This window comes from Pseudoclavibacter sp. JSM 162008, from assembly GCF_041366455.1.
Lineage (GTDB): Bacteria > Actinomycetota > Actinomycetes > Actinomycetales > Microbacteriaceae > Pseudoclavibacter.
The window spans coordinates 1-25,845 of record NZ_JBEWYX010000025.1; the positions used below are offsets into that span (position 1 = coordinate 1).

Consider the following 25,845-nt stretch of genomic DNA (forward strand, 5'->3'; position numbering starts at 1 on the left):
CCGCCACCACGCCACCGCCGCAGACGAACTCCGCCGCGTCACGACCGGCACGAACCTGCGCTAACCTGACCACGCGACCTGAGGAATTCCGATGAGCAACTCTGGGGAATTTCGATGAGCGCCATCAGCGTTACGGGAGCCGTAGCTATGGCGCGGAACCAACAGTGGGGCTTGGCCCTCTCGCTCATCAACTGCGGCGTGACACTCGTGCTGATGATCTTCCTCCTACCACCCGGGCTGCTCGACGGCCTCCTGACCGGAAGCGCGCTCGTTCTGATCCTCTCGGCATGGCTCCAAGGCAGGCCCATCGTTGAAGAGCCAACAACAAGCGCCGCCCCTCGCAGCGCGTCGGGCTCAACCACGCTCACCCAGCGGTCAACAGGGAATGGAATCACGAAACCCTAGGGTTTTGAGACAACCGTCGTGATACACCAGACCGGGGGAGTGCGTGCCGGAATCTCGCGGGAGTCAGATTCTCAAAACTATGCTCCATAACCAACCCGCCGTAGACATGTCGCAGGGGTCGGTTTTGCGACACGTATGGTGCGTGAATGACCAAGCTCATCGGCTACGCCCGCGTCTCGACCCGCCACCAGGACACCGATCGACAAGAAATCGATCTGCGCGCCGCCGGCATCCGCGCCGATGACCTCTACATCGATCGAGGAGCGTCGGGAGCGAACGCATCTCGGCCCGCACTCGACGCAGCACTACGTGCGCTCGAGCTTGGCGACACGTTCGTGGTGACGACCCTTGATCGCCTCGGCCGCTCGACCGGCAACATGCTCACGCTCGCCGAAGAACTCCGCAACGAAGGAGTCGCACTGCGAGTCCTGAACCTGGGCGGGGGAGACGTGGACACATCGACCCCCATGGGGTCCATGGTGTTCACCGTCATGGCCGCCCTCGCGCAGATGGAACTCGAGATCAAACGAGAACGCGTCCTCGACTCGGTCAGCAAACGCCGAGCCGCCGGCTCCGACCTGGGCGGGCGCCCACGGAAGATCAGCGAGAGCCAGCTCAAGAACGCTGCCCATCTGGTCGCGGCCGACGTGCCGGTCGCGGAGGTCGCGCGGAACCTCGGCATCTCGCGGGCGACTCTCTATCGTCGCCTCCAGACGCCCGCGCCCGCAGAACTGCCGGAAGTCGTTGAAGGGACACATCCGCCGACGCTGCAAGGGTTGACGATGCCAATCCAGCGCCTCTGACCATTGACGCGTTTCTGAAGACGGGGATCCCGCATGACTATTTCCGGCCTGCGTCAGCCCCTTCGGTGCAACGTCGTCAGCACAACATGCGGAGTACCGCATGGGTAACCCTCACGTTCACCGACGCGCTTATGGCACTGCCGCGGGGCAGGATCAACGAATTAGCCATAATTCAAGCGGCGAGCGCAGCAAGAGGACCCAAGTACGAGACCAGCTCTCGAAGCGCCTGGACCTCCGCCCGCGGAGTCAGCCTGAGTCGCTAGTAGCTGAGCTGGTCGTATCGGGCGGCCCAGCCCTGTGCGAGCCTCGGCAACTCCTCGACGGTTTCCCGGCCGCAGATCAGGTGGTCAACCTTGCCCATGTTCACCAGGTCGACCATTCGGCAAAGATAGCTCTTGCCTTTAGTCCACCAGGTGTCGAACGCATCCACGATGATGAGGTGCTCGATGTTGTTCTGGGTCGTTTGTTCGATCTCAGCGCGCTCATAGCCATCGAGAGCGGTGATGTAGACCGCGTCCGAGATCTTCGATCCGAACGTCGTCGTGTAGTAATACTCCTTGATCTCCCACATGGCCAGCGGGTTCACAGTGGAGGGCATCGAGCCGTCCATGCGGCGCGACATTGCGGCGTACAACGTTCCATCGTGGTCAATAACGGGGAGGCGACGAGGGTCGTAGTCGCAGGGACGGCCCTCAAGTTCTCGCGCGATGACAAGATTTACGATGCCCGTTAAAAACGACGGTTGACGCATCAGCCCCTTCTGCTTGTTCATGGGGACCGGAACGATTGAGTTACCCACCCGATAGTTGACCGAAGTGGGCTCTTCGACGTAACCGGCTTCTGTCTTGAGACGGCGAGAAGAGGTGCTGTCAACGACTGCGCCCGTCACGTTGACCACCCGATCAAAAAGCTCCGCTGCTTGCTCCGTCACGAGCAAATCATGACGGACCTTGTTGTTCAACACATCAGCTCGGTATTCGAAGTAGTCCAGCAGCACCGCACCGAGCGGTGACGGATGCGCCGGCGTACCCAGGGGTTCAATAGCGCGCTCGAGCTTGGTAAGCGCACGCTGCATGTCCCCGATGGAGAATGCAGAAATCACGCCGGACCGGGGCACTGACGATCCGAGCGCTTCGGTGATCGTCCGCACGTAGGCCCAGAACGAAATGCCTTGTCCACGGAATCTAGGGTCAGCTTGCATCGCTTTGCTCCTGGTACGCGGCAACGACCGCTTCGAGGGTCAGGCCGAGCGCTGCTGCAATGTCCTCTAGTTCGGGAACATCGACGCGGCGCTGCGCGGCTTCGTACTTCGAGACAAACGACTGGGGCCGCTGGAGCGAGACTGCAACATCTGCTTGGCTCAACCCGGCCTGCTGACGGAGACGGGCGAGCACCTGCCCTAAATGTTCCCTGCGTCTGCGCTTGTCCACGCCCGCAACATCCCACTTGACATGCGGGTATCCGAAATTGGGATGTGCTAGCTTGACCCGCGATGACACTCTTCGATCTCGACGAACCGCGCACCGTCGCCCCCTTTAAGACGCAGCTCTTGAAGTGGATCGGCAACAAGCAGCGAATGGCTCACGAAATCGCCAACTTGTTCCCCCAGGACATGGCGACCTACCACGAGGTGTTCCTCGGCTCCGGGGCCGTTCTTGGCACCCTCGCGCCGAAGCGCGCGTGCGCGTCGGACGTACTGGCACCACTCATGGAGATCTGGCGAGGGCTCTCCGAAGACCCGGAGATGGTCAAGCACTGGTACGCGCGTCGTCGAGATGAGTGGACGCCCGACAACCGGCTGGAGGTCTACGAAGCGGCCCGGGTTTCGTTCAACGAACGGCCGAATGGGGCAGACCTTCTCTATCTCTGCCGGGCTTGTTACGGCGGTGTGGTGCGCTTCCGCAAGGCGGACGGGCACATGAGTACACCGTGCGGTGCTCACGCCCCCATGCCGTCGGCGAAGTTCAGTGCGCGAGTCGACGAATGGTCCCGACGCACTGCGGGCACCACGTTCAGCAACCTGGACTTCCGAGAGGCGTTTGATCGAGCGGAGCCGGGCGATCTCGTCTACTGTGATCCGCCCTACACCGACTCGCAGACCATCCTCTACGGCGCACAGGCTTTCAAGCTCCACGACCTCGTGGAGAAGATAGACCAGGCGAAGTCCAGAGGTGTTCGTGTCGCTTTGAGCATCGACGGCACCAAGAAGAGCGGCCTGCACACCGTCCTCAACGACTTCCCGTACCAGCTTTTTGAGACGGACGCAGTAGTTACGGTGGGGCGGAGTATGTTGCGTCGCTTCCAGATGGGTGGCCAGAGCCTCGAGGACGAGGTTGTCGCAGACCGCCTACTGCTTACATACAGCGTTTAGGGCGTCTCTGAGCGAGGCTGAGGGTCTTGTTCGGAATCAGTTGATTGGGATGTTCAAGGGTCGTTGACTAGGGCCTGTTCTACCGCCGTCGTGACCAGGACGCTCTCGCGGGTGACTGCCTGATTTTTTAGCGGTTCGTGTAAACGCTGGTGGGCGTGCCATTCCAGCACGATTGCTCCGGTGCTCCGCGAGAAAGATGAGCTCTGACGCATAGGTCACATATGACGTCAGAGTAAAGCTCAATCGGACGAGAGATTCATGCAGCCCGCAGCGCTGGAGCATAGACGGTGCCAGCCCGCACGAGCGCGAGCGCGGCCCGGTGGTCGCCGCGACCCTCACTGCGGGGGTATCTCGGATAGTCCGGCCGGTCGCTGACGCTGAGCAGCTGCGCGGCTGTGGGGGAGCGGCGTCGACGGCGTTGTTTCCCGCGCCTCGACATCCATTGCACCTCAGCCTGCCACCAGGCCCAGCAATGCCGTTCGTCGGCGTAACGAGCTCGACGAGCCGCGAGGTGCCCCGCGACATTGAGGGTGTGCGCCACGACGTCAACGGAGCTGCTTTCTTCCCGAGTCCAGCCGTGGTCGGTCCGGGAGAGGAGGCCGTGCAGGTGGAGGGCACGGAGGGCTTGACGGGTGCGGGTGGCGTCGAGGCCGGTGCTGCGGGTGAGCTCGTCTACGGTGAGCACGGACCCTTCGTCGATGTGTTTATAGACGAGTCCCGCGGTGCGACCCAAGCTGCGAGGAGCAGCGAAGGTGTCGTGCGCGAGGGTCTGGAGATTCTTCGCAAGCCGGTTGATGCGTTGGGTTCGAGCTTGCAGGGGGGAGGCTGCGGCCGGGCGTGCACGCACTTGTGTCCGGTTACCAGCTCCTGACCCTGTGGAGAACCTCTGGGAGAGGCGGTAGCGCTGCGCGTGGGCGCCCTCCGGCGTTCCCCTACGGACAATCCATGCCGACTCCGGCGAGGCCTCATCGGTCGGGGTGGCGAGGCGGCGCAGCGCCTCGTGGACGGTGGTGCGGCCATACCCGGTGTCGGCGGAGATGCGGCGCACGTCAGCCTCGACAGTGAGCTGCGCGGCTTGCGCCATGTAGAGGCAGAGGGCGTCGAGCACAGCGCGGGTGCTGTGCGTGCCCGTGCGGGAGCGCTGCAAGGACGAAGCGCGGTCGCCGCCCCAAAGACCGGGCATCGCGTTCGCGCGCGCCTGCGCCGCGTCTACAGCCTCCACGGTGGCCGCGCAGCGGGCGAGGAAATCTTCGTCGGTGCCGTCCCCAGTGGAGGGGTTCGCGGCCACGTACGTCACCGCGTGCCGCCACGCGGAGACCAGCGTGCGTTCCCGGCCCTGCGGGGTGCGGGGGATGCGGTGGCCGTGCTTGTGGCGTTGCGAGCGCACGTGCTCGAACGCGGGCGAATCGTCGACGAGCGCGCGCACGTCCGCGAGCGTCCAGCGGGCGTTCGCGCAGCCCGCCAGGACCGTAGCGAGCGAAAGGGAAGCGTCATCGGCTGGGGGAGTGTCGAGCACCAGGCGCACGCGCGAGCTCAGCGGGCGCTTCGTACCAGTGATGTGCGGGTGGCCGTCGGCGTCGACGGCCATGCCGCGCGCGAGGGCGGTGACGGGGGCGAGGAGTTCGGCTCCCGCGTCGATGAGGAACGCGCGGAGCTCGCGCAGCTGTTCTGAGGTCGCGGAGGGGTCCAGGAGCGCATCGAGGGGGCCAGACGGCACCGATGAACCGCCTCGGCGGTGTGGCGATCCAGGGGGACGCACGCAGCCTGTGCGTGGGTTCGTGAGGGGGGTCGCGTCGAGCGAGGGGAGTAGCTGCGCGGCGAGCTGCGCGAGCTCGCGCACGGTCTCGGCCGCGGCTGCCGTTTCGAGGGCGATCCAGACGTGGCGGCCACCATTCGGGCCGGACTCCGTGACCACGTGGTCGATACCGAGCTCGTTCAACCAGAGTGCGAGCTTGGCGGCGTCGTAGGCCGCATTGCCGCGGCCCGCGTCGAGGTCGAAGCACACGAACCGGTAGTCGCCGGTCTCGGTCGCGAGGTACATCGCCCAGGGGCTCTGCGGTTGTTCTGCGAACACCGAAACGTCGCGGCTGTACGCGTTCAGCACCTCGCCGTCAGCGAGGCGATCCGCGACGCGGATGCGCGGCCGTGGGCTGAGTGCTCGCGCCAGTTCCCACCCGCTCGGGCGTGCGGGAACTCCCTCGTGGACACGACGCAGTGCCAACACAGGGACAAACGAGACAGAGTTGGGTACTATGAGGGCACCTCCTCCTCGGAGTGGGTACTACAAAGCCCCCGGTTGGTAGCCGGGACTTGGTGGGTATTAGCTCGAACCTCTGTGCCGGGAAGCTGGAGGGTTTGAGCTACGAAACTTTAGGAAGCCCGTCGCGGAAGCGGCGGGCTTCTTCGTTTAAGCCGCTGCCGTGTGCGCCTCCGCTTCGTCGGTGAACACGGGGAGCGCGCCTCGTTCGGCGCGCAGCATGGCCGCGAGTCGCTCTAGATAGAGCGACTGCGAGAGGTTGCCGGAGGCTCTAGCCGCCTGGCGCATTTCCTCGGCAGTGGCGGGGGAAAGGCGGACTTTGAAGTGTTCCGCATGCTCGCCCGCGGGACGCCTGTTGCGGCGAATTCCTGCGTTGTCACGGGTCATAGCTCCATGATGGCGAGCACGACTCTTGTTAAGGGTCCCCATAGCGGCGTGTCGCCACATCGGCCGCGTATCTGCCCGCGATTCCACGTGCATCAGGCCAGGTCGATTCGGCAGGTCGCGTCGCCCAGGTGCAGCGTGGTGCCGGGGTGCAGCGAGTATGGGGTGCCCGCGTCGAGGTGCATGGGTGGCTCGGTCTGCGCCTCGGTGCCGTTTCCGGAGCCGTTGTCGGTGACGACGATGCGCCCTTCTTCGTCGAGGTCGACGAACAGGTGCGTACGGGAGACGAGCTGCTGCGGGCTCTGCACGCGGACGGGCGTGCGGCCGTTGACCGGCTCGGGGTCGCGCCCGATGGCTGCGTGCCCGTCCACAACGACCGCGGGCTGCCCGTTGAAGGTGAGCTGGAGGCGTGCCGGGGGAGCGCTTGGCGTTCGGTCCAGGGTCTGTTTCTCGGGCCGGCTCTCTTCCTCACGAATAGTCGCAAGCTGCGCGCTCTCGGTCACCGTGGCGTCGAGCTCCACGCGGTGGGGCTCGGGCGTCGCGCACTGCGAGCAGGCGGCGGCGATGACCGGCTCCAGGTGGCGACAGGTGCGGCAGCGTCCTTCGATGGGGGCGAGCCCATCGGGGGAGGGCAGCTCGCCCGTTTCGTCGATCTCCTGCACGATGCCGTCAGCTCGGACGGCGAGCGTCCACGCATTCGGGGCTTCGTCGACGTCGAGGCGGACGGGGCGGCCGAGCTGGATCGCGTAGGACACACAACGGGCGATCATGCCCGTGCGGAGCTCTTCAATCGAAGCGGCGGCGCAGGCGCGCTCGATGCCGTTGATCGTGAGCGAGCCGCTGCCGTCCGGGCGCACGAGGGCGACCATGCGCGGCCAGGAGGCGAGCTGCTGCGCGTGCTGGGCGGTCTGGGTGTTCGGCATGGCTAGAGTCCCCTCGCGACGGCCGCGCCTGCGGACAGCCAGGCGCGCTGCGTCTTGACGCTGAGCGAGCCGTAGCGCAGCACGCCGTCGACCATGGCTGGATCGAACGGGATCGTTGCGACGTCGCGCACCAAGCTGCGGTAGCCGTTGGCGACGTGGTCGACGTCGGCGCGGTTGCTCTTCGCGTTCGCCTGGTTGACGACAACGACAGCCTGGCGCGCGAGCTGCGCTGACTTCTCGTCCCGCTGCGACAGCGCCTCCAGAAGGAGCGCACCGGCTTCGGCGTGATCGTCGCGGGTAGTGGTGGCGAGCACGAGCTGGTCGGTGTGGTCGATCATGCGCAACCACATGGGGTCGGACTCGTCGTTGCCGGAGTCGATGAACACGAGCCGGTAATACTTCGAGGCGACCGCGTGAATCGCGTCGACGTCCTCGGGGGCCATGCGCTGCTCGTGGGCGAGGTTCGTGGGCTGCGAGCGCAGCACGTCGAACCGGTCGCGCGTCTGGTGGTGCACGTAGTGCGCGAGGTCCGCGGACTGCGCGCCGGTGGACAGCAACCGGTCGACCTGCGGCAGCAGCTCGAGGAGGGTGGATTCGTGCGGGCCTTGCTCGGTGCGCCAGCCGAGCGTGCCTCGGGTCTGGTTGTTGTCCCACGTCAGCACGCCTGCGCCGCCGAAGCGGGCGAACACGGCCGCGAGGAGGATCGTGGTGGGTGTCTTCGAGCTGCCACCCTTCGCGTTCACGACGGCGATGGTGCGAGGGCCCGGCCAGTGCTGGCTCACGGCCTGCACGTCGGCGCGTTCCGCGCGCTCGTTCTCGGACGGGCTGAGACGAATACCGATGCCAGACAGCGCGCCGCGCCATCCGGTCGTGGCGGGCTCTTCGGTCTGCTCCTGGGTGAGGAACGACTGGCGCGCGTCGCGCCGCGGCGGCTGATCGCCCTGCTGCGGCTGAACAGGCGTTGGGGCTGCCTGGGGCGCCGCGTAGCTGGGCGCGGGCGCGGAGGCCGTGGGGGGCGGAGTTGGTGCGTAGCTCGGGGCCTGTGCAGGGGCCGGCTGTTGTGGCACGGCTCTGGGCGGCGTCGAGATGAAGGCTCCCGGTGCCTGGTAGGACGGCGCTGCGGGGGCGGACGCTGCCGGTGTTGCGGGAGCGGGGAGCTGGACCGGAGCGGGGAGCTGCACGGGTGCGATGGGAGCCGCAGGCTCGGTCGCGATGATCGGCTGCGGCGCGGTGATGGGCTTGGGTTCGGTGCGCTGCTTCGGGGGTGCCTGTGCGGTGTCCTCGTCGATGCCGTCGCTCTGGTGCTGCACCTCCGCCTGCACGCGGCCTTGCGGGTCGACGACGAGCGTCCATACCCCGTCTGGGTCGGTGGTCTCTGCCCGCACAACCTCGTTGCGGGTGCGAGCGATCTCGCTGAGCTTGTCAACGATGTAGCCGCGTGCCACGTCGACCGTGGGGGCGTCGAATGGCTCCTGCTGCCCGTCGACGGCGATGTATCCGACACCGGAGGCGTCCGTGCGGGCGGTGATGACGGGAACTGCCTGATTCGTGGTCATGGTGTGCTCCATCTATCCGAGAGTGATGCCCACTTGGGCGAGGAAGGGTTCGGGGTCCACGGTCTCGTCGCCTATGAGCACCATGAAGTGCAAGTGGCAGCCGGTCGACTGGCCGCTGGTGCCGGTCATCGCAATCTGCTGACCGGCCTTGACGGTGTCCCCAACGTTGACGAGGAGGCCGCTTTCGAAGGAGTGCAGGTACTTCGTGGTGATGCCGCCACCGTGGTCGAGGGTGATCGTGCCGTTGCCGCCAGAGTCGAAACCACGGAACGTGACGGTTCCAGCTTGCGCGGCCCAGATCGGGCCATCGCAGCCACCGGCCGCGAGGTCGGTGCCGGAGTGCAGGCGAGCATCCCCGTAGATCGGGTGGATGCGCATGCCGTACGGGTCGGTGATGGGGCCTTCGCCGGGAGCTGCCCAGCCGGTCGAGGAGACCTGGCCAGGAGTGCCAGCAACGCCGGAGCACACCTGTGCGCCCGCGCCGGACTTGAGGCCGGTTGTGGTGCCGGAGAGCTCTTCGACGATCTGCACCGCGCCGTCCCAGAACTTCGTGTAGTAGTACGGGTCCAGGTTGACCTGCGTGCGGTGGGCCACCAGTGTCGGCTCCACGGAGTCGCGCTCGGGCAGCGGCACGGAGGTCTCCATGGCGGAGAAGAAGATTTGTGAGGCACGGTACGGGTCCAGGCGCTCTTCGCGGCTTCCCCAGTGGTCCTGCTGCTGGAAGAGACCGATCGACGTGGTGGGGGAGCCGTCCGGGTTCGTGACGCCGCTGGTTTCCCAGTCGCCGTAGTCGATGTTGTTGAGGGTGGATTCGCCCATCGCGGTCATGACGCCGATGGTCTGGTCCCGCACGCTCAGCCCCATGTCGTTTCCGGCCAGGATCACGTTTGCGGCGTTCGTGAGTTGCTCGCGGCCGTAGCCCGCGATCTCGACGTCCGGGACGCTGTTCGGATCGACCGAGACGCCGCTCGCGCCTCCCTTGGCCGGGTTGCAAGTGTCGGGGTCGGAACTCAGCAAGATCACCATACTCAGCACGATGGCGATGACCACGCCGGGGACGGCGATGAGCGCGATGAGCGCGCCGGAGCCCTTCTTCTGCTCGCTCATCTCAGTGAATCCCCTCGGGCGGCGTGAATCGTTCGACGAGCCACGGGGAGTCGCCGTACTCGCGCACGAGCATGAGAGTCCAGGTGCCGGCGTCTGTGGGGACTTCGACGTGTGCGAGGTACACGCTGTCGTCATTCACGATGACGCCGGGGCCGGTGACCTGCGTGGCGGGGATGTTGCTGTTGCGGCTGTAGTTGTAGTCCTTCGCCGCCTTGGGAGTGAGCAGCGGCGTGAGCTCGGTAATCCACGTGTTCGCCTCGACCGTGGGGCGCGCGTAAGCGGTCATGGCGGTCTCGGCGGCGGCGATCACCGCGGCGCGAGACGCCTCGTCCCAGACGGCGGGGGCTTTTGGCCCGGTCGTCTGCCCGGTCTTGTCGTCGATGATGCCCGCGGGCGGCGGGGTGAACTGGTCGAGGTCCGGGACGAACATGGTGGACGTTGGCGTCGCAGTCGGTGCCGTCGTCTCCGCCGGTTCATCTGTCGCGCACGCAGTGAGCCCAAGCATCGCGATGAGTGCAAGGGCTGCTGTACTGCGGGCGTGGCGAGTCATATGGGGAGAACTACCCTTCGCTATGTCGCGGGTCTGTGATGGGCTTGGAGTTCGATCCGGCTTCGAGCGTGGCCCGGAGAGAGGTCCGCGTGATGAACCAGGTCCGACCGACTTGGTATCCCTGCAGGTGCCCCTCTTTGAGCCACTTGTAGATGCCGGGTGGGGTCATCTGCAGCAACTCAGCCACCTGAGCGGCCGTCAGGATCGGCGGGAGTTCAGCGAACGCCTCGTCGAGATCACCGTGAGCGCCACTCACGACATCGACCCAACAGCCACGGAACATGACAACAGACTAGCGCAGAACGCATCTTGGTTTGCAATATGTGTCAAAAACATAGTTAGAATCACCTGTCACTGCTAGTTTGGAATATACCTACACTGTGTGGACAGTGCAGTGTGCTCATTATCCGGGGAGGCTTTTGTGACGACCGAACACAACCCTTGGGTCTCACCGCCACTGATGCCGGTCGTCGAGATGGACGTAGTCCCCGACGCCGCCTCTTGGGGGACTCGGGGGCCGGCCATCCCGCAACTCGGCGTTCCGGCACCAGACCAGGCCGACCAGCTCGCGACGCGGGCATTCAGCCGGGAAGCTGAGCTCTTCGTCGTTGGAGCACACGGGGGTGCGGGGGAGTCGTCCCTCGCCGCGCTCTCCTCGAGCTGGGTCGCCTCGGACCATGCCTGGCCGCACGTCACGACGTCGAGCAACCGTGCTCGAGTCGTGATCGTCGCCCGATCGAACATGCAGGGGCTGCTTGCCGCGCAGCGCGCGGCCACGCAATGGGGCTCGGGGCTGGTCCCGTTCGTCGACGTGCTGGGCCTCGTCGTCGTCGCCGACGCCCCAGGCAAGCTCCCGCGCTCGTTGCGTGACTTCGCTGCCATCGTCGGCGGCGGTGTCCCTCGCGTCTGGAACGTGCCGTGGAGCGAGGCGCTGCGCCTCGGGGAACTCCCGGACCCCGCCACAGCTCACAAGGACGTTCGTGCCCTTGTCACCGATCTGACCGCAATTCTCACCGGCGCCTCGCGCACCACCCACTGAAAGGACGAGCCATGAGCCTTGAACTCATCACCACCGTTGCCCTCGTCGGCGACTACGCAGCCACCGTCGCCCCGCTGGGCATCCCGGACTCGCCTCCCATCCAGCCTCCGGGCACCGAAGGCGTCACCACGATCATGGGCTGGCTGAAGTGGGTCGCCCTCGCGATCTGCGTCATCGGCCTCATCATGGCCGGCGCGCTCATGGCGATCCAGTCACGTCGTGGCGAGGGCGGCGAGCACGCCGGAAAGATCGGCATGGCCCTCGGTGGCGTGATCGTCATCTCGGCCGCGACGTCCCTCATCGGGTTCTTGATCTAAGGAGCGCAACACTGTGGCCAACAACGAAGAAAACACCTCCAGCCCGTTCACGCGCCCAGGGTTCATCGTCGCGGCCATCGTCGTCGCGATCGTGGCGACGCTCGGGATCACCCTTGCCGTGGTGGGCGCACTCAACCGGCAGGATGAGGTTGCGGCGGCCCCGCTGGCGAGCGCGACCAGCGAGACAAGCACCGTTCCATCCTCGCCCCAAGAGACCGCGGAGACTGCTCCCGACGGTGGCAGCGTGTGCGAGCTCCCCGGTGAAGTGCTGACCGGTTCCGTCACAGCTGCTCCGGAAGCAGAGTGGGCGTTCGATGGAACTCTGGGGTATCCGACGTCTGCAACGTATGGCCCCGGGCAGACCGATGAAAACGGCATCCGCAGCTGCTTCCAGCACTCGCCCGAAGGCGCAGTGTTCGCCGCCGCAAATGCGCTCGCGCAGAGCGATAATCGCGAAACCGTTGGAGACTTCCTCGAATACTTTCTAGCCGAAGGCCCTGGACGTGAGGCATTCCTCGCGGCAGGCCCAGGAACAGGCGGGGGTGAAACAGGCGTACGCGTAGACATCGAGGGGTTCCGGGTCCTGTCCTACACGGGCGATACGGCACGCATCGATATCGCAGCGCAGGGCTCTACGAACGGTCAAGTCGTCAACCTGTCATCGGTTTACGACCTGGTGTGGGAAGCCGGTGACTGGAAGCTCAGCGTGACTGATCCGAACGCACCTATCGACGTGGCGACCATCCCTGACCTAGCGGGGTATATCGCTTGGAGCGCGTAGCCCATGAATCCAACAGACGATTGCACCGGTTGGAACGCGATTACCCCTTCGTGCCAGATTTCTGCGGGGGCAGAAGCTCTCGCGAGCGGGGCGGTTGAGGACCTGGCCAACTCCATTGCGGAGGGCGTGGGCAAGATGGTCGCCTCGCTCGGCACCATCTGGGTCTACATCGGTACGCCGAACCTGACCGACAGCGGTGACCAGACCGTCGTGGGCGCACCTCCCATCAGCACGGAGATTGAAGTGCTGCTTGGGTGGGTGACCTGGCTCGGTCTCGTCTTCGCCATCATCTCGGCGGTCTTCCTGGCCATGCAAATCGCGACCCGCATGCGCGCGGGTGAGGGGTTCATGGCGGTCGGGAAGCTGGGCTTCATCCTCGGTGGCGTCGTGCTCATCAGCGCGGCAAGCGCCCTCGTAGCTCAGCTCGTGAGCAGCGGTGGCCCGCAAGGGGTCGGCGGTGCCGCGTTCTTCATCCAATCCTCGCTGTGGTGGATTCTCGGAGCCGTCGCCGTGCTGTCGGTGATCATCGGCGGCATCCGCATGGCCTGGGAGAAGCGCGCGGAGCCCGGACGCGATCTCGTGCAGAGCCTCATCACACTCATCGCCGTCACGGCGTTCGGAACGTCCATGGTCGGTATCTTGATCGGCGCATCCGACCAGTTCTCCGTCTGGGTGTTGAACGCGTCGACGAACTGCCCGACAGGGGTGGACGCCGAAGGCAGTGCGTGCTTCGGGGAGAACATCACGACGCTCCTCGCCTTCACGAACAACCCGGCCGGGGGCGCACTCGCGCCCATCCTCATAATCATTCTCGGCCTCATCGCGATCCTGACCTCGGCTTTCCAGATCGTGCTCATGGTCGCCCGTAGTGGCATGCTCGTCGTTCTCGTCGGCATCCTCCCGGTCGCCGCAGCCGCGACGAACACGGAGATGGGGAAGACCTGGTTCAAGCGTTGCGTGGGCTGGATCATCGCGCTCGTGCTCTACAAGCCAGCAGCAGCGATCGTCTACGCCGCGGCATTCCAGCTGGCCGGCACCGACGTCTTCCAGGACGACGGCACTGGCATCTTGGCCATTCTGACCGGCCTGATGCTCATGATCATCGCCCTCTTCGCGATGCCCGCCCTCATGCGATTCGTGACACCCATGGTCGGTTCGATGGCCGCCGGCGCCGGTGGCGGCATGCTCGCCGCTGGCGCCCTCGCAGCACTCCCGAGCGGCGCAGCCGCACTCGGTCGCCTCTCAACTGGCGGCGGTGGCGGCGGGAACGGCAACAGCGGTAAGTCCGGCGAGAAGGGCGACAGCGGTTCGAGCTCGGCACCCACGGGTGGGAAGTCCGGTAGCCAATCCGCGTCCTCGTCGGCGCAGAACGCGGGCGCGCAGAGCGCAGCTGGTGGGAAGTCCGGGGCCGCAGCATCTTCCGGGGCAGCGTCAACCGGGTCAGCGACCAGCGGTGCCGGTGCAGCAACCGCAGGCGCTGGAGCAGGTGCAGGTGCAGGTGCCGGAGCAGGCGCAGGCGCAGGCGCCGCAGCGGGCGCCGGTGGAGGTGCCGCAGCGGGCGCGACCGCGGGAGCTGCGGGCGGCCCGGTCGGCATGGCGGTGGGAGCTGCCGCGGGTGTGGCGCTCGGCAAGGCGAAGGAAGCAGGACAGGCCGCGGCAGGAGCCGTGAAGGACCTCGGTGAGCAATCGACTGGAGAAGGAGGCGGCCCAGATGGTAGCCGTTGACCCCAACAACCGCGCACCCCGTACCTACGGGAACTGGACGCGCCCGACCTCCCCCGGCCTCATGGGCCTCGGGTCAGTCGGCACCGCGCTCATGCTCGGCAGCCTCGTGCTCGTGGTGCTCATCGTCATGATCGTCGGCGTGCTGGAGGCCGCGATCACCTTCGGGGTGCTCTCGATCCTCATGCTCGCCGTCGTGACGAAGGATTCCCATGGGCAGTCCGTGGTGAGCCGCATCGCGACCCGCCTCGGGTTCGCCGCGGCGCGCAGCCGGGGCGCGAATGTGTACCGGTCTGGCCCCATCGGCCGCACCGACTGGGGAACGTTCCAGCTCCCCGGCCTCGCCGCGCCCACACGGCTCAGCGAGCACCGCGACTCCTACGGTCGCCCCTTCGCGCTGATCTACACGCCCGCGACGCTGTCCTACTCCATCGTGCTCGGCACCGAGCCCGATGGAGCAGCGCTCGTCGACCCCGAACAGGTCGACTCGTGGGTGGCCGACTGGGGCCACTGGCTCTCCAACCTCGGTGACGAACCGGGCCTGGAGGCTGCGGCCGTCACCATCGAGACCGCCCCTGACTCGGGCACGCGCCTACGCCGTGAGGTGGCGACGAACATCGATGCGTCAGCGCCCGAGTTCGCGCGCGGCATGCTCACCGACATCGTGGACTCGTACCCGTCCGGCTCATCGACCGTGAAGGCATACGTCGCACTCACGTTCTCCGCCACGATGCGATCCGGCGGCAAGAAGCGCACCCCCGACGACATGGCGCGCGAGCTAGCAGCTCGCATCCCCGGTCTCACCGCTGGGCTCGAAGCGACCGGTGCTGGAGCTGCGCACCCGGTCGCCGCGCAAGAGCTGTGCGAGACGGTTCGCATCGCGTATGACCCGGCCGCGGCAGCCCTGATCGATGAGGCGCACGCGAACGGCGAGACGCCCGAGCTGACCTGGCCGGACGTCGGACCCACGGCAGCGCAGGCCGACTGGGGCGGCTACCGCCATGACTCGGCGTACTCGGTCACCTGGTCGATGACGTCGGCTCCTCGCGGCAGCGTGCAGTCCGGTGTCCTCGCGAAGCTCCTCGCACCCCACCGCGACATCGCACGCAAACGCATCACACTGCTGTACCGGCCCATCGACTCGGCACGAGCTGCCGCCATCGTGGAAGCCGACCTCTCGGCCGCGCAGTTCCGCGCAACGTCGACGGCGAAACCCTCCGCCCGCGACAGCCTCGGCATCCGCGCCGCGGAAGCCACAGCCCGCGAGGAAGCATCCGGCGCTGGCCTCGTCGAGTTCGGCGTGCTCGTGACGGCAACTGTCGACGACCTCGACATGGTGGCGGACGCGAGGGCCGCTATCGACAATCTGGCCGCGACCGCACGCCTGCGTGTGCGTCCGGTCTTCGGCTCGCAGGACTCCGCGTTCGCGGCTGCCCTGCCGCTGGGCCTGGTGCTCCAGAAGCACGTCAAGGTGCCAGCCGAACTGAGGGACAAGCTATGACCATGCAGCGCCGTGGCACGAATTCAGTCGCCAATGGCACAGATTCCAAAACGAGGAAGACGGGGCGTCGCGCCGCCTCGGAAGCACCAGAGTCGAAAGCAATTCGACCCAAGCGGCCAGGGATGCGTGGATGGCTCGGCAAAGGCCGCGGCGAATCCACCTACGTGCAGGTTCCCCAGGAGTGGCGCGGCACGACCGTTCAGGTGTGCGGCCTCTGGCCATTCGCCATCGGGACCGGCACACCCATGGTGGGCGTACCGCTCGGCCGTCACATTCACACGGGCGCAACGCTCTGCTGCGACCCCATCTCCTGGTTCCAACGGGCCAAGCTGATCTCCAACCCCTCGGTGTTCGTGCTCGGCAAGCCGGGCCTGGGGAAGTCCTCGATCATCCGCCGCATGGCAGCCGGCCTTTCCGGCTACGGCGTGATCCCCATGGTGCTGGGCGACTTGAAGCCCGACTACCTGGTGATGATCCAGGCGCTCGGCGGGCAGGTCATCGAACTTGGCCGCGGCCGCGGCTACCTCAACATCCTCGACCCCGGCGAGTCCACGGAAGCAGCTCGCCGGCTGCGCTCGGAGGGCTACGAGAAAGAAGCGCTCCAGGTCCTCGCGGACGCGCACGGCCGCCGCCACACGATGGTCTCCGCGCTCCTGACGATCATGCGCGGCGCTCCCCCAACCGACCGAGAAGAGACCATCCTCGACCGCGCATTGAAGGTCCTCGACGAGCACCACGAGGGGGTGCCCGTGCTGGGCGATCTCCTCAAAGTGATCCAGGACCCACCTTTGGAGGTGCGGGCGGTCGCCCTCGACCGCGGCAGTGACGAGCGGTACAAGGAGATCACTGAGGATCTCGAAGCCTCTCTGATCGGGCTCACGGGCGGTGGCCGGCTCGGGGAGATGTTCTCCAAGCCGACCACGAACCCGATGCGCCGCGACCGGCCCGTGGTCTACGACGTCTCCTCCATCGACGACTCCGAAATGGACCTCCAGGCCGCAGCGCTGCTCGCGTGCTGGTCGGCCGGGTTCGGCACGGTCAACGTCGCGAACGCCCTCGCGGACGCGGGCCTGGAGCCGCGGCGTCACTACTTCGTGGTGCTCGACGAGCTCTGGCGAGCTCTCCGGGCCGGTCGGGGCATGGTCGACCGGGTGGATGCGCTGACTCGTCTGAACAGGACTCGAGGAGTGGGCATGGCGATGGTCACGCACACGATGAGTGACCTTCTGTCCCTCGCGAGCGAGGAAGACCGAATGAAAGCGAAAGGCTTCGTGGAGCGCGCCGGCATGGTCATCTGCGGCGGGCTCCCCGGCGCGGAGATGCCGCAGCTCACCTCCGCGATCCCGCTCTCCCGAGCGGAGCAGGACTTGCTCATTGGCTGGCAGGACCCGCCCGCATGGGACCCGACGACGAACCAGGAAGCGACCCCTCCCGGTCGCGGGAAGTTCCTCGTCAAGGTCGGTGGGCGCCCAGGCATCCCCGTCGACGTCCAGTTCACCGCCGCCGACGACCTGATGAGCGACACGAACACGCGCTGGCACGAACAATCGCGTGTCGGAGACACCGAGTACGAGGAGGGTGCAGCATGACGCAGCATCGGGAACGGCGCGACCAGCGCTCCAGCATCGACGGACGCACGCAGCTCCTCTTCGTCGGTATCGGCCTCGTGGTGGTGACGCTGGCCGTGGTGTGGGTGTCCATGCATCTCGGGCACCGGCTCGCCGCGACCGGGGACGCGATTCCCACGAATCCGTTCGACGTGCTGTTCCGGCTCATGGGCGGCGACCTCGCCTGGCCCGGTGTGTGGGGCACCGTCGTCGCTATCGGTTGCGGCGTGGTCCTCGCGGCGCTGCTCACGTTGGTGTTGGTTTTCCGGTTCCGCACCTCGCGCAAGCGCAGCCGCGTCGACCACGCAGCCCGCTCCTTGGCTCGTGGTCGCGACTTGGAAGGGGTGCGCAAGAAGGACGTGACTCAGACCGCTGAGCGGCTCGGTGTGCGCGACTTCATCGGCGTGAAGATCGGCGCGAACGTCAGTGATGGGCAGGGGCTGTACGGGTCGGTCGAGGACATGCACCTCGACATTTGGGGGCCACGAACCGGGAAGACCACCTCCCGCGCCATTCCCGCGATCCTGGATGCGCCGGGGTGCGTCATGGTGACCTCCAACAAGCGCGACATCGTGGACGCGACCCGCGGTCCCCGCGACGAGCGCGGCCCCATCTGGGTGTTCGACCCGCAGGGCGTCGCGGCAGAGGAGCCGTCCTGGTGGTGGAACCCGCTCTCGTACGTGACGGACGAGGTGCGCGCGGCGAAGCTCGCGCAGCACTTCGCGTCCGGCTCCAGAGAACCGGACGCCAAAACCGACGCCTACTTCGACGGGCAGGGCGAAGACCTCCTCGCGGGCCTGCTCCTGGCCGCAGCACTCGATGCACGACCCATCACCGACGTGTACCTGTGGCTCACCAAACCCACGAATGAGGAGCCCGCGAAGATACTCCGGGACCACGACTACGCGCTGCTCGCCAGCCAGGTGCGCGGCGTGATCGCGTACCCCGACAAGCAGCGCGCCGGCATCTACGGCACGGCCATGAAGATGGCCTCCTGCCTCACGAACCGGCAGGTCGCGTCGTGGGTGAACCCGACCGGTCCGAACGACACTCGAGCGCAGCTGCGGCCCGACGAGTTCGTGCGCAGCAGCGGCACGCTTTACAGCCTCTCCCGCGAGGGACGCGGCACCGCCAGCCCACTCGTGACCGCGCTGACGGTCGCCGTGACCGACGCTGCCGAACAACTTGCGACCAACTCCCCCGGTGGGCGACTCCAGGTGCCGTTCCTCGGCGTGCTCGACGAGGCCGCGAACGTGTGCCGGTGGGCGGAGCTCCCCAACCTCTACTCGCACTACGGCTCGCGCGGCGTGATCCTCATGACGATCCTGCAGTCCTGGGACCAGGGCGCTGCCGTGTGGGGAGAGTCCGGCATGGGCAAGCTCTGGTCCTCCTCGAACATCGCCGTCTACGGTGGCGGCGTGCGCGACCCTAAGTTCCTGGAGATGCTGGCCAAGCTCATCGGTGAGCGCGACCGGCACACCACCAACACCTCCTACACGCGCGGACAGCGCACCGTCTCGCACAGCGTGAACCGCGAACGCATCCTCGACGTCGACGACCTCGCCGCCCTCCCCAAGGGGCGCGCCATCGTCCTCGCCTCCGGTGCCCGCACCGCACTCGTGCGCACTCTCCCTTGGATGGCCGGCCCGCACGCGGAGGCCGTGAAAGCGTCCATCCGCGCCCACGATCCGCAAGGGCAGCGCACCATCGCCGACGCACACGAGGAGCTCGCTCGAGTGCAGGCAGAAGAGCACGATCGCGACCGGAAGGCAGGCACCTGGTGAGTATGAACTGGCAAGACCTGGACTCCGCATCCGCCGCCTTTGCACCGCCCCCCGAAGACAACGACGAGCTGGACCACCCCACGGGCGAGGGCGAGGGCGAGGAGGAGACTGCCGCCGACGAGGCAACGATGCTCTACCCGACCCTCGACGCGTTCGTGCGGGACTTTCTCATCACGGGCTACTCACGCCACATCAATGGAAACGCGCGCGTCTGGGCAGGCCGCTGGTGGGAGTACCCCGAAGCTGTCTCCAGACTCGGCGCGATGTGGCGCGCCTTCGAGCACCTGCGTCTCGACCCGGCGACCGGATTGAGCACCTGGTACACCGACCACGCCGACCCGCACATGCGCGTGCTGCTCGACAAGGACGGGCCGTTCGGCAGCGCCGACGAAGACGACCCCGAAAACCTGAACAGCCCGGGCGAACCGCTCCCGTACGTGCCACCCCACAAGGCGCTCTATCGTGGCTAACGTACTGAGCGACTTAGCGGACAGGTTCATTCCACCCCTCCCACCTGGTGAGGCAACGCAAGGCAAGCGAATCCGCGACGCTAACCCCTGGGAGTCCTGAACCACGAGCGAGACCAACGTGCTCGGCATCGCTGCCCCAAACAAGCCCCCTTGACAAACCGGCGCAGCCGCACCCGGGCGCCAGACCCGTTTCAACCCTGAACAGCCGCAGTGACGGCCGCTGGTCGCGCATGCTGTCGATCGCCACGTGCACGGGACGTGCGCGCGACACCGACTGATCGTGATCTATACGTGCGCCTTGCAACTGCGTCGGGGATGTAACCATCGGCGCGAGATGACCCGACTGTTCGGGACGGCGAAATCCTAGGTGCGGTTTTGCTTGGTCGCTTTCAATGTGGGCTGGTCTGAGCCGCAGGACTTGGACAAGCCAAGAGGCAACGGGTTGAGTTCAAATCTTAGAGACCCTTCGAATAGGGAGTTGAGAACTTCTGTTCATCAAGGTGCCCTCGACATCTCACAGCACAAAGGAAGCCTTGCCACTCACTGCAGCCTTTATAGCCTTGAACTTATTCAGGCACGGGAAAGATTCACAGTATCAAAACTTCTTGAAGGAGACTGTGAGAGCCAGCCAAGGGCACGCGTGCGTTGCACTCACAGACGAGCTCAGCGTCGGAACCAATGACAAATTTGGTGCAATTAGTGCACTTAAGCGCGTAATTATCTAGCACCAGCTGCACGTCGGCAAGAGGCGTTCGCGCGAGGACTACTCTCAGGTCCGTGAACGTGTAGACGTGCTTCGGTCGATTTTTTCCGTCGGACACTTCAGTCATTTTGCGTATGACCCCCACCCCGGTCCACTGTTGCAACTTCTGGCGCATAGCGTTATCGCTGATTCTAAACACGTCACTGGCGAGCTTGTTCGTGACAAAGCTAACGTCTGCAAACTTGAACAAATCACTTTGGAATCGCGAATATAGTTCACTGGTTCTCATCTTTGAGAACTCGTGCACACCCTTCCAGATCGCGGCCTCTGAAATGGATCCAATCTCACTGGATGCCCTCGTGGCTTCCGTGATGATTTGTTTTGCCATTCGGATCATGTCACGCGGTGATCCGTAGCAGAGATGGGCCAGTAGCAGGTGAGCATCCAGACGCCCCTTGTCCATCAAAAGATCGTTGAAACTTTCAATCGACCCATCAGAATACGCAGAGAGTCTAGCTGAGAGCATTTCAGCAAGCTCGATCGACGACCAGCTGAGCCGAAATTCTGCAATCCGATCCGTACGAATTCCTGCTTCGATGGCTATGGGACGCAACTGATCCCAGAGGAAGAACTTGAAGGCAACACCAGGCTGCTCCAATGTAGTCAGATTTGTGACGAGCGCACGTATCAACTCGAAGGCCGCCTGTGGTTTGGAACTAGTGGCATCAGTCTCATCCACGCGGTCTATAACGACATAAACCGAAAGCCATCCAAGCTTCCTTGACATTTGAGCTAGCTGTGCGAAAAGGTATTGAGCTGAAGATGCGGCTTCCTGCGCATCCCCCAGGAGGTTACTCGGGATCTGCACAGAGGTTAGGCCAATTTTCTGCATCGCCCCAGCAATGACAGCCGCGACGATTCCCCCATATTTTCTCCAAAGCTCTCCCGACTTGTCACCAATTGTCTTTACTGCTGACATGGCCGCCCTGAACTCGTCGACATTCAGCGTACTCAGGAGAAGATTGGCCGAAGCTTTCAGAACCTGGCGATCATGCGAATCTAGGTGCAGTATTTTTGCGGGCTCATCATCGAGTTCAGTAAGAAGGGCGAGAGTTAGGAGTCTTGACAGTTGGGTCAAGTGATCAGTCACCGAAGGCGTCGATCCTGCCATCGACTCGAAGTTGCTGTAGTTGATGCACAAGAATGGATTAATTTCTTCGAGACCTGCTTCCTCTACCATTCTCCGTTGCGCGGACTTTCCTCCTCCTCGCGGCGCAAAAATCAGACTCGGCTCAGGCGATTTGGGCTCACCTATAACCCCGGCGAAGTATGGAGGAGGAACAAAGTAGTCAGAAAGTTTCTCCTCGCGGTCCGAGTCGGTAAATGCGAACGGATCTCCCGTGAAACCGAGAGTCGAAACGAAGGAATTGTAAGTCATGAGTCACCTTCGTGTTCATTTCGGGGTGGCGGGCAGCCACTGACAGGTGTAAGCGTAGTCGACAACGCACACCGGCGTTCGATTAAACGGCGGGTGCAGACCCGTCTGATCTGGCTCTCGTGCTGCCTCGCGGGTGGCGAGCGGCGAGCCAATAACCTTTCCCGTTTGCTTCACAAGTTGAACTGATCGGACCCGTTAGCACCCTCTGGGGAGCGCAACATCACAGGCTCCGCGGGAGCGCCCGTCTTCTGCCCCCGTTAGATGAGCTTGAGGCACACCCGCTTCGCCCGCGTGGTCAGTCGGTTTACGAACCGGCTACGCGTTGAAGAGAACGGGTCGACACAGGCGCCTGCTCGAGCGGCGAACTGTCAGCCCACTGTCCGTCGACCGTGTTGCGGAGGCACATGGGCGTCACTTACAGCACGATGATCTCTGCTCGTTCAGCCCACGCTCCTACGTGGGGAGTATTGCCGTATTCCTCCGCCCTTTACTGTGGCTACCGTCCCAGTTGAGCCTGCGGGCCTCCGCGCTGCGCACCTGCTCTGCGCACGGTCGGGGCTTTCCTGGGCCCGCCGTTGTTGACGGCCGCGATGGGTGGTTTCGCTTGGCCCTTGTCCTCGTGCATGCGTGCAGCGATGGCCTTCTCGCTCACCCCCTGATTGGAGAGCTCCTGCGCGGTCGCGTCGCGACGTTCCGCACTGTCGTACAGCACCTCACCCCTGTCGCGCGCGGCTGTCGATTCGGCGTCGCGTTGCGCGGCCTCGACGGTCGCTTGTTCGCGCTCGTTGGGGTCGGGCTCGAACTCGGCCGCACTGCGCGCCTCGTCCGCCGCGCGGTCGTCCTGACTCGACTCCGTTTCAAGGCGGAACGCCTCGACGCGTTCTTGCTCCGCACGTCGACGCTGCTCGGCCACTTGCCGGTCCTGGTCGATGCTCCCCTGCACGGCGGTCGTGACCTGTGACCCGCTCACAGTGCGGCCGTCTGCGGGCACGTCGATGCCGTACCGCGACTTGATCTCGCCGCGCATGTGCTGCTCGGCGCGAGCTGCTTCCGGGTCCTCGTTCTGCCAGGCACGTGCGGTCTGGAAGCGTTGCCCGATTTCGTCGGGTGTTGCACGATCCCACCATTCGGGACGTTGCACGTCCGCGTACTGTGCTCGCGCGGCCAGCTTCTCCGCCTCCACGCGGGACGCGAGCTCGCGCGCTTCTCGTTCGCTGCTCTGTTGCGCTCGGCGGCGTGCGTCCTCACGTGCCCGCGCGAACATCTCACCTGCGCGCGCGGCGGTCATCGCGACCATGCGCATCTGTCCTTCGAAGGCTTCCTCGATGCCGTCAGATTCCTCGGCCATGCTCGTGCTCCCTTCCTATCGCTCCACGCCGCGGTCGGCGTGGGGTGTTGGTTCGTTACGGTGTCGCTTCGGTGGCAGTGGGTTCGGCACCGGAGACGACAGCGCGGCGGACACGGGCGTGCCCTGACCGGCGAGGTAGTGCGCGCGTGCGGCGAGCGCCTTCTCGCTGGCCCCGGACAGGTCGGCGGCCGGCGCCTGCTGCGCTGCGGGCGTCGGTACCGGTACGCGTTCGAGGCGCTCTCTCACGGCCGCGAGACGGTACCGGGTGTCATCGAGAATCATCTTGGCCTGCTGCGCCTGGCGGTCCGCGACGTTGGCGTTGTAGATGGACTGGGACAGGCGCAGCATCGTCTTCATCATCGTCACCTGCGCCACGATTCCCTGCCCACCGCGAGCGGCACTCGCGACCACCATTGCGGTCCCCGCGAACGCCTGCATGTTGACGCGGGGCTCGCGCTGCGGCTGCCGGTATGTCTGTGCGGAGCGCGACAGGGCTTCGGCGGCGACGGCGAGGTGACCTGGGGTCTGCTCGGTCGCATTCGACCACGCAGCCAGCACGCCCGACGAGTGCTTCGCGACTCGCACCCACGTCTCTCGATCCTCGACGGGAACCTGCTCCAACTGCTGGACCGTTGCTAGGAGCTCCTGGCTCTGAAGCTCCCACGTTTCGGGGTCGATCTCCTGCGTCTCGCGTCCTGGCGCGACCGCACGTCGACCTCGGTACGCGGCCTCCCATTCCTTCGCCGCGTCTGCCGCTCCAGTCGGGGTGTCCGGCCACTCAGCTCGCAACCTCGGCAGCGCGAGATCGCGTCCAAGCTGCCCGCCGCCGTACCAAATCGGCCGCTCCCCATATGACGGCCGCGCGGCGACCGAGTACCCCGTCACCACGTCGGTGCGACCGTCCGCGAAACGTGGCCGAACCAGCAACCCGTTGCGACGCATGCGGCGCACGAACTCGCCCTCGTCCTGCGACGCAGCGGCCGCACCTCGCACCCGCAACGCGAGGAAATACCTCGGCTGATCGGTGCGCAACTCGGCGGCGATCTTCGCGCGCCGGTCCGTGCCACTCAGCGCCTCCCACGCTGGCATCTTCGCCTCGCCAGAGCTGCGCTCCCGCTCGTGCCGCGCACGTGCCCGAGCTCGCGCCTGAGCCTCACGCTCGGCCGGGTCATACCCGCGCGTCGCGCGCTCTTGCCGAACCGACTCCAGCTCCTGCAACCCGTGGCGCTTCTCCAACTCCCGCACCACCTGCTGCGCCCGGTGATAGTCGTTGTGGATGGCCGCCTTCGTGCCATCCTCACGAACGAGATTCACGGCGATGTGGATGTGGTCATTGCCGTTCTTGGACACACCGTGACGCACTGCCACCCACCGGCAAGGGGCCTTCGTGCCCTCGTGGTCATCGAAGCCCATCTCGTGCACGAACTCCGATGCAATCTGGCCCCACTGCTCATCCGACAGCTGCGCCTCATCTGCGCGCAGAGACAGCGACGCGTGCCACACATGTCCACCGTTCACCTCGGTCTCATACAGCGACCGCGGCTTGTCGAGATGGCGGGCAATCGCGAGCGCACTGTCACGCCCCAGCTCCGTGTCGCCATGCCACGCCATCAGCATGCCGTCACCCGCGACCAGGTGCGGTTCCTCATGCTCGTTCGCACGCCCCGGCCCAACCAGGTACGTCATCAACCCAGCCATGCGATCTCCACGCACAACGTTCGGCATCATCGCGACTCACCGAGCCGATCCAGCTCAGCATCAATGTGCTCGGCCACCTCGCGAACCTTCGCGAGCGTCGCCTGCATCTCCACGTGCACGGCCCCCGTGGCGTTGGTCGCCTTCGCCATCTGATTCACGTTGTTCGAGATCGCGCCAAGCAGCCGATACAACGCGAACAAATTCGCCATCGCCTCGCGACGTTGCGTCGCCGTCTCCCCCACATCGACGGCCAGCGTTGACTCCACGAGCAACCGCGGAACAGTCACGTTCTGCGCCTCCGCGAGACGCAGCAGCTGCCCCTCCTCCTCGGGAGTCACCTTCACCTTGTGAACGTGCTGCCGAGCAACCGGCGCATTCGCCCGACGACGCCGAGCGAAGAACCGCGCACCGGGGGCCTGCTCCTCCATGAACACCACTCCCCTTCCGGCCCAGCGCAGCGAACCAACGACGTTGGGACCACACTTCCAGTGTGCCAAGCCAGAGACGCAATGTCGAGGGCCGAGCTGACTTAGGGAACCTAAGTCTATAGCTTGCTCCGTCTGGGACACCCTGCTGAGCGGCACACGTCGCCAGACGGGGCCGTGAGGCGTTGCGGGCCGAGCCCGCGGGAAAGCGCACAGCGCTCGACCCAGAGAGCGCGCAGCGCTCGACGTTCTATGTCCGCGTCTCTACGATGGATCGCATGAGCAGTAACGTGAGCGTTGAAGAAGCAGTAGAGCGCGCGAAGCGCGCGGAACAAGACCGCATCGAGGCGATCCGAGCGCTCGCCACGGCGCGGCAGTCGATCACCGATGCTCGCGAGGACGCGGCGCGCGAACTCGCGGAGCTCCAGGCGCATCACGCGGAGCTCCAGCGCGACGCGGAAGCGGCCGACGTGCGCGCCTACTCGGCGGCGATCAAGGCGGGCTGGAGCGCGGAGGCACTGCGTGACATCGGCTTCACGGAACCCGAGAAGAAGAAGCGCGTTCGCGCCCGCTCGGCTCGGAAACCAAAGGTGGCGGCAACCTCCTCCCAAGCTGACACCAATGGCGGCGAAGAGCAGCACACAGACCAGCAGTAA

The 25,845-nt window shown here is 65.5% G+C and carries 25 protein-coding genes; 12 read left to right on the plus strand and 13 right to left on the minus strand.

Features of this window, described 5'->3' with window-relative positions; translation table 11 throughout:
- Nucleotides 1-114 precede the first annotated feature (114 nt).
- On the plus strand, nucleotides 115-405 hold the full coding sequence (locus ABVF28_RS16085) for a hypothetical protein (protein WP_371031291.1): 291 nt from the start codon (nucleotides 115-117) through the stop codon (nucleotides 403-405).
- 146 nt (nucleotides 406-551) lie between these two features.
- A complete protein-coding gene (locus ABVF28_RS16090) occupies nucleotides 552-1,208 on the plus strand; it encodes a recombinase family protein (RefSeq protein WP_371031292.1) in 657 nt (218 codons plus the stop codon).
- Between the two features lie 259 nt (nucleotides 1,209-1,467).
- On the opposite strand, the gene ABVF28_RS16095 is transcribed toward ABVF28_RS16090, so the two are convergent.
- The gene (locus ABVF28_RS16095) at nucleotides 1,468-2,409 is read right to left on the minus strand and encodes a hypothetical protein (protein WP_371031293.1); all 942 of its coding nucleotides are present in this window, start codon (nucleotides 2,407-2,409) and stop codon (nucleotides 1,468-1,470) included.
- On the minus strand, nucleotides 2,399-2,638 hold the full coding sequence (locus tag ABVF28_RS16100) for a helix-turn-helix domain-containing protein (RefSeq protein WP_371031294.1): 240 nt from the start codon (nucleotides 2,636-2,638) through the stop codon (nucleotides 2,399-2,401). The genes ABVF28_RS16095 and ABVF28_RS16100 overlap by 11 nt, the downstream gene beginning before the upstream one ends.
- A 62-nt stretch (nucleotides 2,639-2,700) precedes the next feature.
- On the opposite strand from ABVF28_RS16100, the gene ABVF28_RS16105 reads away from it, so the two are divergent.
- Complete coding sequence (locus ABVF28_RS16105) at nucleotides 2,701-3,579, plus strand: Dam family site-specific DNA-(adenine-N6)-methyltransferase (protein WP_371031295.1); 879 nt, start codon at nucleotides 2,701-2,703, stop codon at nucleotides 3,577-3,579.
- 256 nt (nucleotides 3,580-3,835) lie between these two features.
- On the opposite strand, the gene ABVF28_RS16110 is transcribed toward ABVF28_RS16105, so the two are convergent.
- The 7 genes from ABVF28_RS16110 to ABVF28_RS16140 all read right to left on the minus strand — a co-directional run bounded on the left by ABVF28_RS16110 (nucleotide 3,836) and on the right by ABVF28_RS16140 (nucleotide 10,639).
- Nucleotides 3,836-5,803 carry a hypothetical protein gene (locus tag ABVF28_RS16110; protein ID WP_371031296.1) on the minus strand — a complete coding sequence of 656 codons (1,968 nt, stop codon included), beginning with the start codon at nucleotides 5,801-5,803 and terminating at the stop codon, nucleotides 3,836-3,838.
- A 183-nt stretch (nucleotides 5,804-5,986) separates the two neighbouring features.
- Nucleotides 5,987-6,223: a hypothetical protein gene (locus ABVF28_RS16115; protein ID WP_156475772.1), complete on the minus strand. Its 237-nt coding sequence runs from the start codon at nucleotides 6,221-6,223 to the stop codon at nucleotides 5,987-5,989.
- 92 nt (nucleotides 6,224-6,315) lie between these two features.
- Entirely contained in the window at nucleotides 6,316-7,143 is an 828-nt protein-coding gene (locus ABVF28_RS16120) for an FHA domain-containing protein (RefSeq protein WP_371031297.1), read from the minus strand.
- A 2-nt stretch (nucleotides 7,144-7,145) separates the two neighbouring features.
- Nucleotides 7,146-8,699 (minus strand): AAA family ATPase, encoded by a 1,554-nt coding sequence (locus ABVF28_RS16125; protein ID WP_371031298.1) that lies wholly within the window; start codon nucleotides 8,697-8,699, stop codon nucleotides 7,146-7,148.
- Between the two features lie 12 nt (nucleotides 8,700-8,711).
- Nucleotides 8,712-9,806: a M23 family metallopeptidase gene (locus tag ABVF28_RS16130; RefSeq protein ID WP_371031299.1), complete on the minus strand. Its 1,095-nt coding sequence runs from the start codon at nucleotides 9,804-9,806 to the stop codon at nucleotides 8,712-8,714.
- A 1-nt stretch (nucleotide 9,807) separates the two neighbouring features.
- Nucleotides 9,808-10,236 carry a hypothetical protein gene (locus tag ABVF28_RS16135; protein WP_371031300.1) on the minus strand — a complete coding sequence of 143 codons (429 nt, stop codon included), beginning with the start codon at nucleotides 10,234-10,236 and terminating at the stop codon, nucleotides 9,808-9,810.
- 130 nt (nucleotides 10,237-10,366) lie between these two features.
- Complete coding sequence (locus tag ABVF28_RS16140) at nucleotides 10,367-10,639, minus strand: helix-turn-helix domain-containing protein (protein WP_271986560.1); 273 nt, start codon at nucleotides 10,637-10,639, stop codon at nucleotides 10,367-10,369.
- A gap of 138 nt (nucleotides 10,640-10,777) precedes the next feature.
- Between ABVF28_RS16140 and ABVF28_RS16145 the strand changes: the two genes are divergently transcribed.
- The 8 genes from ABVF28_RS16145 (at nucleotide 10,778) to ABVF28_RS16180 (ending at nucleotide 19,577) form a co-directional block, all read left to right on the plus strand.
- Nucleotides 10,778-11,395, plus strand: a complete 618-nt coding sequence (locus tag ABVF28_RS16145) for a DUF6668 family protein (RefSeq protein ID WP_371031301.1) — start codon at nucleotides 10,778-10,780, stop codon at nucleotides 11,393-11,395.
- A gap of 11 nt (nucleotides 11,396-11,406) precedes the next feature.
- Nucleotides 11,407-11,712: a hypothetical protein gene (locus ABVF28_RS16150; RefSeq protein ID WP_371031302.1), complete on the plus strand. Its 306-nt coding sequence runs from the start codon at nucleotides 11,407-11,409 to the stop codon at nucleotides 11,710-11,712.
- Nucleotides 11,713-11,725: 13 nt separating this feature from the next.
- Complete coding sequence (locus ABVF28_RS16155; RefSeq protein ID WP_371031303.1) at nucleotides 11,726-12,493, plus strand: hypothetical protein; 768 nt, start codon at nucleotides 11,726-11,728, stop codon at nucleotides 12,491-12,493.
- Nucleotides 12,494-12,628: 135 nt separating this feature from the next.
- Nucleotides 12,629-14,218: a hypothetical protein gene (locus ABVF28_RS16160; protein WP_371031304.1), complete on the plus strand. Its 1,590-nt coding sequence runs from the start codon at nucleotides 12,629-12,631 to the stop codon at nucleotides 14,216-14,218.
- Nucleotides 14,205-15,716: an SCO6880 family protein gene (locus ABVF28_RS16165; protein ID WP_371031305.1), complete on the plus strand. Its 1,512-nt coding sequence runs from the start codon at nucleotides 14,205-14,207 to the stop codon at nucleotides 15,714-15,716. The genes ABVF28_RS16160 and ABVF28_RS16165 overlap by 14 nt, the downstream gene beginning before the upstream one ends.
- The gene (locus ABVF28_RS16170) at nucleotides 15,713-17,305 is read left to right on the plus strand and encodes an ATP/GTP-binding protein (protein ID WP_371031306.1); all 1,593 of its coding nucleotides are present in this window, start codon (nucleotides 15,713-15,715) and stop codon (nucleotides 17,303-17,305) included. The genes ABVF28_RS16165 and ABVF28_RS16170 overlap by 4 nt, the downstream gene beginning before the upstream one ends.
- Complete coding sequence (locus tag ABVF28_RS16175) at nucleotides 17,302-19,107, plus strand: type IV secretory system conjugative DNA transfer family protein (protein WP_371031307.1); 1,806 nt, start codon at nucleotides 17,302-17,304, stop codon at nucleotides 19,105-19,107. Before ABVF28_RS16170 ends, ABVF28_RS16175 begins: the two co-directional genes overlap by 4 nt.
- Nucleotides 19,108-19,109: 2 nt before the next feature.
- Nucleotides 19,110-19,577 (plus strand): DUF4913 domain-containing protein, encoded by a 468-nt coding sequence (locus tag ABVF28_RS16180; protein WP_371031308.1) that lies wholly within the window; start codon nucleotides 19,110-19,112, stop codon nucleotides 19,575-19,577.
- 587 nt (nucleotides 19,578-20,164) lie between these two features.
- Here the strand turns inward: ABVF28_RS16180 and ABVF28_RS16185 are convergent.
- From ABVF28_RS16185 to mobC, 4 genes are all read right to left on the minus strand, one after another.
- A complete protein-coding gene (locus ABVF28_RS16185; RefSeq protein WP_371031309.1) occupies nucleotides 20,165-21,718 on the minus strand; it encodes a P-loop ATPase, Sll1717 family in 1,554 nt (517 codons plus the stop codon).
- Between the two features lie 496 nt (nucleotides 21,719-22,214).
- Nucleotides 22,215-23,066, minus strand: coding sequence for a hypothetical protein (locus ABVF28_RS16190; RefSeq protein WP_371031310.1), 852 nt, complete (start codon nucleotides 23,064-23,066; stop codon nucleotides 22,215-22,217).
- 15 nt (nucleotides 23,067-23,081) lie between these two features.
- Nucleotides 23,082-24,752, minus strand: coding sequence for a relaxase/mobilization nuclease domain-containing protein (locus ABVF28_RS16195; RefSeq protein ID WP_371031311.1), 1,671 nt, complete (start codon nucleotides 24,750-24,752; stop codon nucleotides 23,082-23,084).
- A gap of 38 nt (nucleotides 24,753-24,790) precedes the next feature.
- Nucleotides 24,791-25,108 carry a plasmid mobilization relaxosome protein MobC gene (gene mobC / locus ABVF28_RS16200; RefSeq protein ID WP_371031312.1) on the minus strand — a complete coding sequence of 106 codons (318 nt, stop codon included), beginning with the start codon at nucleotides 25,106-25,108 and terminating at the stop codon, nucleotides 24,791-24,793.
- 359 nt (nucleotides 25,109-25,467) lie between these two features.
- Between mobC and ABVF28_RS16205 the strand changes: the two genes are divergently transcribed.
- Nucleotides 25,468-25,845 carry a hypothetical protein gene (locus ABVF28_RS16205; RefSeq protein WP_371031313.1) on the plus strand — a complete coding sequence of 126 codons (378 nt, stop codon included), beginning with the start codon at nucleotides 25,468-25,470 and terminating at the stop codon, nucleotides 25,843-25,845.